The 10,130-nt window shown below is 70.7% G+C and carries 11 protein-coding genes; 9 read left to right on the forward strand and 2 right to left on the reverse strand.

The annotated features are described in order from the left end of the window. Positions 1-16: 16 nt before the first annotated feature. Positions 17-517, forward strand: coding sequence for a MarR family winged helix-turn-helix transcriptional regulator (locus tag ACWEVP_RS11500; RefSeq protein ID WP_452062452.1), 501 nt, complete (start codon positions 17-19; stop codon positions 515-517). Between the two features lie 55 nt (positions 518-572). Here the strand turns inward: ACWEVP_RS11500 and ACWEVP_RS11505 are convergent, their stop codons facing one another. Continuing rightward, complete coding sequence (locus ACWEVP_RS11505) at positions 573-1,301, reverse strand: chitinase (RefSeq protein ID WP_452062453.1); 729 nt, start codon at positions 1,299-1,301, stop codon at positions 573-575. 455 nt (positions 1,302-1,756) lie between these two features. Between ACWEVP_RS11505 and ACWEVP_RS11510 the strand changes: the two genes are divergently transcribed. The 6 genes from ACWEVP_RS11510 (at position 1,757) to ACWEVP_RS11535 (ending at position 6,730) form a co-directional block, all read left to right on the forward strand. Then, positions 1,757-2,107, forward strand: coding sequence for a hypothetical protein (locus ACWEVP_RS11510; protein WP_452062454.1), 351 nt, complete (start codon positions 1,757-1,759; stop codon positions 2,105-2,107). A 429-nt stretch (positions 2,108-2,536) separates the two neighbouring features. Further along, the gene (gene trpS, locus ACWEVP_RS11515; RefSeq protein ID WP_452062455.1) at positions 2,537-3,571 is read left to right on the forward strand and encodes a tryptophan--tRNA ligase; all 1,035 of its coding nucleotides are present in this window, start codon (positions 2,537-2,539) and stop codon (positions 3,569-3,571) included. Further along, positions 3,568-4,071, forward strand: coding sequence for an AAA family ATPase (locus tag ACWEVP_RS11520; RefSeq protein ID WP_452062456.1), 504 nt, complete (start codon positions 3,568-3,570; stop codon positions 4,069-4,071). The genes trpS and ACWEVP_RS11520 overlap by 4 nt, the downstream gene beginning before the upstream one ends. Positions 4,072-4,116: 45 nt before the next feature. Beyond that, positions 4,117-5,130: an inner membrane protein YhjD gene (gene yhjD, locus ACWEVP_RS11525; protein ID WP_452062457.1), complete on the forward strand. Its 1,014-nt coding sequence runs from the start codon at positions 4,117-4,119 to the stop codon at positions 5,128-5,130. Between the two features lie 56 nt (positions 5,131-5,186). Next, positions 5,187-6,296, forward strand: coding sequence for an acyl-CoA dehydrogenase family protein (locus ACWEVP_RS11530; protein ID WP_452062458.1), 1,110 nt, complete (start codon positions 5,187-5,189; stop codon positions 6,294-6,296). Beyond that, the gene (locus tag ACWEVP_RS11535) at positions 6,293-6,730 is read left to right on the forward strand and encodes a winged helix-turn-helix transcriptional regulator (RefSeq protein WP_452062459.1); all 438 of its coding nucleotides are present in this window, start codon (positions 6,293-6,295) and stop codon (positions 6,728-6,730) included. The genes ACWEVP_RS11530 and ACWEVP_RS11535 overlap by 4 nt, the downstream gene beginning before the upstream one ends. Here the strand turns inward: ACWEVP_RS11535 and ACWEVP_RS11540 are convergent. After that, positions 6,727-7,971, reverse strand: coding sequence for a D-alanyl-D-alanine carboxypeptidase family protein (locus ACWEVP_RS11540; RefSeq protein ID WP_452062460.1), 1,245 nt, complete (start codon positions 7,969-7,971; stop codon positions 6,727-6,729). The genes ACWEVP_RS11535 and ACWEVP_RS11540 overlap by 4 nt on opposite strands. Positions 7,972-8,014: 43 nt before the next feature. On the opposite strand from ACWEVP_RS11540, the gene ACWEVP_RS11545 reads away from it, so the two are divergent. Further along, on the forward strand, positions 8,015-8,248 hold the full coding sequence (locus ACWEVP_RS11545) for an SCO4848 family membrane protein (protein WP_452062461.1): 234 nt from the start codon (positions 8,015-8,017) through the stop codon (positions 8,246-8,248). A gap of 63 nt (positions 8,249-8,311) precedes the next feature. After that, on the forward strand, positions 8,312-9,709 hold the full coding sequence (locus ACWEVP_RS11550) for a S8 family peptidase (protein WP_452062462.1): 1,398 nt from the start codon (positions 8,312-8,314) through the stop codon (positions 9,707-9,709). The last annotated feature ends 421 nt before the right edge of the window (positions 9,710-10,130 follow it).

Below are 10,130 nucleotides of genomic sequence, written 5' to 3' on the forward strand. Positions count from 1 at the left end.
CGAATAGAGTGGGCGCGTGACTGACGAAGACGCCGTCGACGCCGTCGTGTCGGCGTGGCACCGCGAACGCCCCGACCTCGACCTCGCCGCCATCGGCGTCGCCGGCCGGATGGGCAGGCTCGCGCTCGTGCTCGGCCCGGCGCAGGAGCGCGTGTTCGGCAAGTTCGGGCTGCAGCGCGGGGAGTTCGACGTCCTGGCCGCGCTCCGCCGGTCCGGGCGGCCCTACACGCTGATCCCGTCGGAGCTGTCCGCGACGCTGATGATGTCCCGTGCCGGCATGACGAGCCGCCTCGACCGGCTGGAGAAGGCGGGGTTCGTCGAGCGCACGCTGGATCCGAACGACCGCCGCAGCTTCCGCATCCGCCTGACGGCCAGTGGGTTCGACGCCGTCGACGCCGCGATGACCGAGCACACCGCGAACGTCTCGGAACTCCTTTCCGGACTGTCCGAAAAGGAGCTCGGCCTGCTCGACGACGTCCTGCGCAAGCTGCTCGGTCACCTCGATCCCCAGGCCTGACAACGAAGAAGGGCCTCCCCGAGTGGCCGGGGAGGCCCTTCTCGCCGCGCCCGGCTCAGCAGGACAGGTTGTCTCCGGTGGGGACCCCGAGGATCCCGGTGATCTGCGTGTACTTGTCGATCCGGCTCTGGACCTGGGCGGGGTTGCCGCCGTTGCACTCGATCGAGCCGTTGATGCTGCGGATGGTCTCGCCGAAGCCGCGCTGGTTGACCATCGCGTCGTGCGGCGTCATCGTGCCCGGGCCGGTCTGGGTGTTCCAGTACCAGAGGCCGGTCTTCCACGCGACGGCCGCGTTCTGCTCGACCTGGTAGGGGTTGCCGAGCAGGTCGATGCCGAGCGCGTCGCCGGCGGCCTTGTAGTTGAAGTTCCAGCTCAGCTGGATCGGGCCGCGGCCGTAGTAGGCGGCCTGGCCGGCGGGGCAGCCGTAGGGCTGGCTCGCGTCGCAGTAGTGCGGGTAGTTCGCGGTGTTCTGCTCGACGATGTAGACGAGGCCGCCGGTTTCGTGGTCGACGTTCGCGAGGAACGCGGCGGCTTCCTGCTTCTTGACGGTGTCGTCGCCCGTGTTCGCGAAGCCGGGGTACGCGGAGAGGGCGTCGGTCAGGCCGCTGTAGGTGTAGAAGCTGTTGCGGCCGGGGAAGATCTGGTTGAACTGGGCCTCGCTGACGACGAACGAGGCGTCCGCCGCGGCGGACGCGGTGGTGGCCGGGAGCACGACGGCGGCGCTCGCCGCGGCGAGCGCGCTCACCGCCACTCCGGCGCGCTTCAGGAACCGGGCAATCGACATTCGGGACTCCTCTTGATCACGCCGGTCGTGCGCGGTCCGACCGAGCCGAATGGGCTACTCCAAGAGGTATAGACCAATCACTATCGAGTGAAAAGTTTTCCGAATAAGACGACGCGATCGGAGCAGTCCGCACTGCGACGAATGGCAGAGTGTGAGCTGAATTTACGATGAACGGGTGATGTCCGGGTGGACACGGATCGGTCACGTTCTACTTTGAGTATGAGCGTTCCGCCCTCCGCAACACCCACTTGGGGGGTGGGAGTGAACCGTGGGGGCGGCCGGACCGTGTTCTCGGTTGGGCGCTAGTCTCGGCCCCCGAGCCGATCGGGACGTCAGGTCTTGACACGCTCGGTAGTTTTTTGACCAGTAGCACGCAGCTTCTCACTCGGATGGGTGAGACACAGCGCTCGTCACTCGCGGGAGGCACTCCGGTGCGCAACCCAGGTCAAACCCTGATGCGGCCCACGCTGCGCGGATTCCGCGCGGCCGCGGTGGTCGCGCTCGTCCCGGCGGCGCTGCTGCTCGCCGGCGGCGGCAGCGCGTTCGCCGACGTGACGACGGCGCAGGCCGACACGAACGCGGAGAGCTTCGGCGTGCTCGGCCCGGTCGGGCTGGTCGCGGTGGCGCTCGGCATCGTCGGGATGACGCTGGGGGTGCTGCGCCAGCGCCGCAAGGCCCGGGTGGCGGAGGCGGCCCCGGCGGTCCCCGAAGCCCCGGGCCCGGTGACGGCGATGGCCGAGGCGGTGCTCGGTGAGCCGGACGCCACGCCGACCCGCCCGTTTCTGACGCAGCACCCGCACGCCTGACCTACACCGCGCGATCGGCCCCGAAGGCGCCGGACCGCGCGAGGAGCCCGGGCCGCGCAGTCAGCCCAGGGGGCAGCGGACCGGCGAGGAACCCGCGCCGCGGGATCGGCCCGACGGCGCCGGGCCGCGTGAGGAGCCCGGGCCGCGCAGTCAGCCCAGGGGGCAGCGGACCGGCGAGGAACCCGCGCCGCGGGATCGGCCCGACGGCGCCGGACCGCGCGAAGAACGCGCGCCGCGCAATCAGCCCAGGGGGCAGCGGACCCGCGAGGAACCCGCGCCGCGCGAGGGCTGCATCCCTGAGCCGACCAACGGCCGATCCCGCGCCCCCTTCCCCTCGACGGCGCGCCTCGAATCCCGCGGGCCTGGAAGAATCCCCAGCTCGAACCCCCTCGGCGCCCACCGCGCGGCCCGGCCTGGAAGAATCCTCCCGTGTCCGAAGAGCAGACCGTCGCCGCCGAACGTCGTCCGCGGGTCCTTTCCGGGATCCAGCCCACCGCCGACTCGTTCCACCTCGGCAACTACCTCGGTGCGCTGCGCCAGTGGGTCAAGCTGCAGGACACCCACGAGCCCTTCTACTGCGTCGTCGACCTGCACGCCATCACCGTCGAGCAGGACCCGAAAGTCCTCCGGCAGCGCACCCGCGTCTCGGCCGCGCAGCTGCTCGCCATCGGCATCGACCCCGAGCGCAGCGCCCTGTTCGTGCAGAGCCACGTCCCGGAGCACGCCCAGCTGAGCTGGGTCCTCGAATGCCAGACCGGCTTCGGCGAGGCCGGCCGGATGACGCAGTTCAAGGACAAGTCGGCCAAGCAGGGCTCCGACCGCTCCAGCGTGGGCCTCTTCACCTACCCGATCCTGCAGGCCGCGGACATCCTGCTCTACCGCGCGGACGCCGTCCCAGTCGGTGAGGACCAGCGCCAGCACCTGGAGCTCACGCGCGACCTCGCGCAGCGCTTCAACAACCGGCTCGGCAAGACGTTCGTCGTGCCCGAGCCCTACATCATCAAGGACACGGCGAAGATCTACGACCTGCAGGAACCGACGGCCAAGATGAGCAAGTCGGCCTCCAGCGCCAACGGCATCGTCGAGCTGCTCGAAGACCCGAAGCGCTCGGCGAAGAAGATCCGCTCGGCGGTCACCGACACCGGCCGCGAGGTCAAGTTCGACGCCGAGAACAAGGCCGGCGTCTCGAACCTGCTGACCATCTACTCGGCCCTGACCGACCGCACGATCGCCGACCTCGAAGCGGCGTACGAGGGCAAGGGCTACGGCGACCTGAAGAAGGATCTCGGCGAGGTGTTCGTCGAGTGGGTCACGCCGATCCAGGAGCGGGCGAAGTCCTATTTGGACGATGTCGCCGAGCTGGACAAGATCCTCGCCGCGGGCGCGGAGCGGGCGCGCGAAGTGGCGTCGAAGACGCTGGCCAAGACGTACCAGCGGATCGGGTTCCTGCCGCCGGTGCGGTGAAGCTGATCCTGCTGAACGGCCCGCCGGGCAGCGGCAAGTCGACGCTGGCCCGGCGCTACGCCGACGCCCACCCGCCGGCGCTGGCCCTGGACGTCGACCGCGTCCGGGCGATGCTCGGCGGCTGGCGCGCGGAGCCGGGCGAGGCGGGCCTGCTGGCCCGGGAGATCGCGCTGGCGGCGGCGCGCACGCACCTGTCGGCGGGGCACGACGTCGTCGTGCCGCAGCTGCTGGCCCGCGCGGGCTTCGCCGAGCGGCTCGAGACGCTGGCCGTCGAGACCGGCGCGAGCTTTCACGAGGTCGTGCTGCTGCCGGGACTGGAGGAGACGCGCCGGCGCTTCGCCGGACGCGGAGCATCGGACGTCGAGACGGCCCGGCCGCTCACCGAAGAAGACCTGGCCACGACCTACGACCGCGTGGCCGGATACGCCTCGACGCGGCCCCGGGCGGCGATCCTTCGCGGCGAAACCAGCTACCAGGACTTCCTCGCCTCCCTCACCTGAGCCGCTCGCGTTGCGGGAGTCACGGGGCGTGGTTAGCGTTTCACGGTGGCGAACGAAGAAGAGAAGGAAAAGCTCCTGCCGCGGCTGCGGCGGAAGTACCCGTGGCTCGATCACCTGATCCGGGCGAACGAGGCCTTCACCGAGCGGTACGGCAACCACTACGCCGCCGCCATCACCTACTTCAGCGTGCTGTCGGTCATCCCGATCCTGATGGTCGCCTTCGCCGTGGTCGGCCTGGTCGTCAACCACGACCCGCAGATCATCCAGCAGATCAAAGACAGCATCAACAACTCCGTGCCCTCGGGCCTGCGTAGCCTCGTCCAAGGCATCGTGGACGCCGCGATCGGAGCCGGCAGCGGCATCGGGATCTTCGGTCTGCTCATCGCCCTCTACTCCGGCGTCGGCTGGATGTCGAACCTCCGGGACGCGCTCACCGCGCAGTGGGGGCAGGAGAAGCAGTCGCAGCCGATCGTCAAGCAGACGCTCAAGGACCTCGTCGCGCTGGTCGGGCTGGGTGTCGCGCTCGTCGTCTCGTTCGCGCTGACCGCGATCGGCGGCGGTGTCGGGAACTTCCTGCTCGGGCTCGTCGGGCTGGCCGACGAGACCTGGGCGAAGGTCCTGCTCCGCATCGCGACCATCGTGCTCGGCCTGGCCGCCAACACCCTCGTTTTCCTCTGGGTCATCGCGCGCTTGCCGCGCGAACGCGTCGCGCTGCGCAGCGCGGTCAAGGGCGCGGCGTTCGCCTCCATCGGGTTCGTCATCCTGCAGCAGGCCGCCACGTTCTACCTGGCCAGCGTCACGAAGTCGCCGGCGTTCGCGCTGTTCGGCCCGGTCATCGGCCTGCTCGTCTTCGCGAACTTCGTCTCGCGCTTCCTCCTCCTCGTCACCGCCTGGACGGCGACGGCGAAGGAGAACCAGCGCAAGGTCGTCGCGCCCCCGCCGCCGGTGCGGCTCGAGCAGAGCGTCACCGTGCAGCGCGGGCCCGGGCTCGGCGCCGTCGCGGGTGCCTTCAGCGCCGGTGCGTTGCTCGCGTGGCTCGGGGGCCGCCGCAAGTCTTGACACCGATCCACCCAGTAAAGAAACTGAACCGGTAAGAAATCTGAACCGGAGGTTTCATGCTGCTGGACGCCGCCCGCGAGTGCGCCGGCCTCGCCAAGTCCCTCGCGCCCGTCACCGAACAGCAGCGCGCGTTGCCGGCCGAGCTGGTCGCGAAGCTGACCGACGCGCAGCTCCTGCGCAGCGGCGTCCCCGGGCACCTCGGCGGCCCCGAGGCGCCGCCCGCGGTCAGCCTCGAAAGCGCGGAGACGGTCGCGCGCGGGGACGCCTCGGCCGGCTGGTGCGTCTCGATCGCCGTGACGAGCAGCTTGCTCTCGGCCTACGCGCCGCGGAAGTGCGCGGAAGAGGTCTTCGGCGATCCCAAGACCGTCGCGGCCGGAGTCTGGGCGCCGCGCGGGACCGGCCGGCGGGTCGACGGCGGGTACGTCGTGTCCGGCCGCTGGGCGTTCTGCAGCGGCATCCCGCACTGCGACTGGCTCTTCGCCGGGTTCGTGCACGAAAGCGCTCTCTACGTCGGAGCGTTCCCCAAGTCCGAGATCGAAGTCCTCGACACCTGGCACACGACCGGCCTGCGCGGCACCGGCAGCCACGACTGCGTGGCCGACGAGCTGTTCGTCCCCGAACACCGCGTCTTCTCGGTCATGGGCGGCCCGCCCGCGGACGCCGTCGCGCTGCACCGCTTCCCGCTCTTCGGCTACTTCGCGCTGTCGGTCGCGGCCGCTGCACTGGGCAACGCGCGCGGCGCGATCGACGACCTCGTCGAGCTGGCCTCGACGCGCAAACCGCTCGGCTCCAGCCGGTCGCTGGCCGAGCGATCGGCGACGCAGGCCGCCGTCGCGGAAGCCGAGGCCGCCCTGCGCGCGGCGCGGCTGCTGTACTACACGAGCATCGACGACGCCTGGCAGGCCGCGCAGGGCACCGAGCCGGTGCCGGACACGCTCAAGGTGGGCCTGCGCCTGGCCGCCACGCACGTCACGCGCACCGCCGCGAAGGTCGCCGAAAGCATGTACGACCTGGGCGGTGGCGCGGCCATCTACGAGACTTCGCCGCTGCAGCGCCGGTTCCGCGACGCCCACACCGCCACCGCGCACTTCCAGGTCAACCCGGCCAGCTTCGAGCTGCCGGGCAAGCTGCTGCTCGGCGTCCCGGCCCGCACGGAGCAGCTGTGACCGACCTGTCGCACCGGTTCACGCACGACTCGGTCGGGCGCGCGCTCGACCTGGTCGGGGAGCGGTGGAGCCTGCTCATCCTGCGCGAAGCGTTCTTCGGCGTGCGCCGCTACGGCGAGTTCGCGCGCAACCTCTCGATCCCGCGCCCGACGTTGTCCGCGCGGCTCAAGACCCTCGCCGACGCGGGCGTGCTCGACCGCGTCGACCCCGTGCCCGAGTACGTGCTGACCCAGGCCGGACGGGACCTCTTCGGCGCGGTCGTCACGCTCATGCAGTGGGGCGACGAGCACCTCGCCGGGCCGGCCGGCCCACCGATCCGGTTGCGGCACAACGACTGCGGCGAGATCGCCGGCACGTACGTCGCTTGTGGACACTGCGGTGGCGCGATCGCCACCGGCAACGTGACCCCGGAGCCCGGTCCCGGGTTCCGCTAGCTCGCCGCCTTCTTGCGCTGGTGCCCGACGACGAACGCGCCGACGATGATGAGGAACACCACCAGCGTGATGATCCAGCCGGTGACGCCGAACGGGTCCTCCTTGGCGGCGGCCGCGGCCGAGGACGTCCCGCTGTTGCCGGTGCCGCCGTCGGCGAGCACGGACGGGTCGGTGCCCGACGGCGTGGCCGCCGGCGCCTGGTAGGTGATCTGGCCGACCGGCACGGCGCGGTCGGCTTCGAGCGCGAAGCCGTAGTCGAGCAGCTTCGCGGCCTGGTCGACGACCTTCGTCGGCTTCTGCTCGGCGCGCAGCATCACGACCGCGAGCCGCTTGCCCTTCTGCTGCGCCGCGCCGACGTAGGTGTGCCGGGCGTCGTCGGTGAAGCCGGTCTTGCCGCCGAGGAACCCCGGGTAGACGCCGAGCAGCTTGTTGTCGTTGAAGATCGGGATGGCCGGCTTGCCGCCGGTCGCCGGGATCTCGAAGTTCTTCGTCGAGACGACCCGCGCGAACTCCGGCTGCTTCATCGCGTAGTGGAAGATCAGGCTGAGGTCGTAGGCCGAGGTCGACATGCCCGGCCCGTCGAGGCCCGACGGCGTCGCGGCGCGCGTGTCGTCGGCGCCGATGCGGGCCGCCAGCGCGTTCATCTTGGCCACCGCGGAGTCGACCCCGCCGAGCGCCGTGGCGAACGCGTGCGCGGCGTCGTTGCCCGAGTGCATCAGCAGGCCGTGCAGCAGCTGGTCGACGGTGTACTGACCGCCCGCGACCAGACCGACGCAGGTGCACTCCTGCTCGGCGTCCTCCTTCGTCGCGACGATCACCTGCTGCGGGTTCAGCTGGGTGACGACGACGAGCGCCAGCAGCGTCTTGATCAGCGAAGCCGGCCGCTGGCGGGCGTGCGGGTCCTTCGCCGCGATCACCGCGCCGGTGTCGAGGTCCTGGACCAGCCACGACGCCGCGGTGTTGCCCTCCGGCGGGTTCAGCGCGCCGTCCGGGGTGATCAGGCCGCACTCGGCCATCCGCGGGCCGCCGACCGGGTCGGCGGGCACGGCCAGCGGCGGCGGGACCAGCTTGCCGGGCGCGGGCTTCTCCGACGTGTCGACCGGGGCCGGCGGGGCCTGACGGTTCCCGCACTGGCCCTGCTGCGGCGCGGCGGCCGCGAGGGCCGGGGCGCTCAGGGCCAGGAGGGCGGCGGCGAGCGTCGTCGTGAAGACCTTGAGCGACCGGGAGACAGCGGAATGCACCCACGCAATCTAGCGCCGAGCCGCGCGTCGCATACTCAGGGGCATGCGGATTTCCCGAGGCACCTCGCTGTTCCTGCTGGCCTTCGGCGTGTGGTCGTGGATCATCTGGATCACCTTCGCCAAGAACCTGTGGGACAGCGACCGGGCGTGGACCCCCGACGGCTCGCCCACGGCGTACTTCATCGTGCACGCGGTGCTGACGGTGGTGTCGTTCGTGCTGGGCACGATCATCGGCGTGCTGGGGTGGCGCGGGGTGCGTTCGCGGGCCGCCTCCTGACTTTGGTCGGTGGCGCGGTCTTCCGGGCCGGTTTAGGTTGACGCCACCGACTCTGGAGGTGGAATGTCCCGTTTACGCCGAATGGCGGCCCCGCTCGTGCTGGCCGTCGGGGGCGGCCTGTTCGCCGCGGCCCCGGCCGCCGAGGCCGCGCCGGTCGCGTGCGACACGACGAGCACGCCGTACACGTACGTGGTGACGTACCAGCCGGGCACGCGCGCGTCGGCCGTCGATCGCGAGCTGGCGGCCAAGTGCGGCACGAAGGTGGCGTACTACGGCGAGATCGGCGTCGCGATCGCCAGCTCGCGCAATGCGGACTTCCAGCAGCGGATCGGCGTCTACCGGGCGTATTCGGGCGGCAGGGACGTGGCTTCGTCGTCCGGTGCCACGGCTCGTTCGCTCGGTGCGGTGAAGACGCTGGAGGACACGCGTTCGACGGCCGCCGCCGGTGACCTTTCGGCGCAGCAGTGGGACATGAAGGCGATCCACGCGCCGGAGGCGAACAAGATCTTCCAGGGCAGCCGCGCGGTGACGGTCGGCGTGCTGGACTCGGGCATCGACGCGACGCACCCGGCGCTGAAGGCGGCGGTCGACGCCCGCTCATCGGCCGGGTGCGTGAGCGGGGCACCGGACCTCGCGCCGGCATCGTGGGCCCCGACGACGTCCGACCACGGAACGCACGTGGCGGGCACGATCGCGGGCAAGGACCCGGCGGCGGGCTTCACGGGCATCGCGCCGGGCGTGAAGCTGGCGTCGGTGAAGGTGGTCAACGACGACGGCTACATCTTCCCGGAGTCGGCGGTGTGCGGGTTCGTGTGGGCGGCCAAGCACGGCTTCCAGGTGACGAACAACAGCTACTACATCGACCCGGGGATGTTCTTCTGCTCGCGTGAGCCGGGCGACGCGGCGGCGTACGAGGCGGTCCGGCGGGCGATCGAGTTCTCGACGCACCACGGGGTCCTGAACGTGTCGGCGGCGGGCAACTCGGGCTTCGACACGACGAAGCAGACAACGGACCCGAACCGCCCCCACCCGGTGGACTCGTCGTGCGGCATCCTGCCAAAGGCGATCGACGGAGTGGTGACGGTGTCGTCGGTGGGCTACGCGGGAACGAAGTCGTCGTTCAGCAACTACGGTTCGATCGACGTGACGGCCCCGGGCGGCGACTTCTCCCAGCTGCCACCGGAGGGTGCGGGCCCGTCGTGCCCGCTGTCGACAACGGTGTTCGGCGGGCTGTACGGCTCGAAGTGCGGAACATCGATGGCGTCCCCGCACGCGGCGGGCGTGGCGGCACTGCTGGCGTCCAAGTTCCGCGGGGCGCCGCCGTCGTTCATCGCGCGGTTGCTCGAAGGAGAGGCCGACGTGGTGAAGTGCGCGGCGGCGGAGACGGAGTGCACAGGACCGGCGAAGAACAACTCGTACTACGGCCACGGCCTGGTGAACGCACTGGACGCGGTGCGCTGACGCAACCCCAATAGAGGAGCTGGGTGGTCATCCCGTCGCCTGAGGCCCCAAAAATCACTTTGAGCCGGGCCCGCAACACAGAGACCAACGCGAGGGGGCAGGCCAGGCTTGCGGGCCCGGCTCAAAGTGATAGGCCTCAATCAGGCGACGGGATGACCACCCAGCGGCCCACCTCGACAAGGTGAGGGGACAGCGGGACTAGAGGTCATCCCGGAGCCTGCCCGTCCGGCGAGGACAGTCTTTTGCTTCTAGGCCGCGGCAGAACTTCTACCGCAGCGGCTTCGCGGGTCCGACCTCCCCCGCCCTCCGTTCGGATTGTCCGTCGCCGCCCGGGTTTGTCAAGGCGGGAAAGTGAAGTGCTCCGAGGTCTCCGGACACGTCTTCCAAGTAGACTGCCCGAGGATCCGGAGGAGTGTTTCAT

Source organism: Amycolatopsis sp. NPDC003865, from assembly GCF_053605345.1.

Bases quoted from the DNA above. Each gene is read 5' to 3' on its own strand.
- ACWEVP_RS11505 (WP_452062453.1), bottom strand. From the start codon at position 1,301: ATGTCGATTGCCCGGTTCCTGAAGCGCGCCGGAGTGGCGGTGAGCGCG.
- ACWEVP_RS11510 (WP_452062454.1), top strand. From the start codon at position 1,757: ATGCGGCCCACGCTGCGCGGATTCCGCGCGGCCGCGGTGGTCGCGCTC.
- ACWEVP_RS11530 (WP_452062458.1), top strand. From the start codon at position 5,187: ATGCTGCTGGACGCCGCCCGCGAGTGCGCCGGCCTCGCCAAGTCCCTC.
- ACWEVP_RS11545 (WP_452062461.1), top strand. From the start codon at position 8,015: ATGCGGATTTCCCGAGGCACCTCGCTGTTCCTGCTGGCCTTCGGCGTG.
- ACWEVP_RS11550 (WP_452062462.1), top strand. From the start codon at position 8,312: ATGTCCCGTTTACGCCGAATGGCGGCCCCGCTCGTGCTGGCCGTCGGG.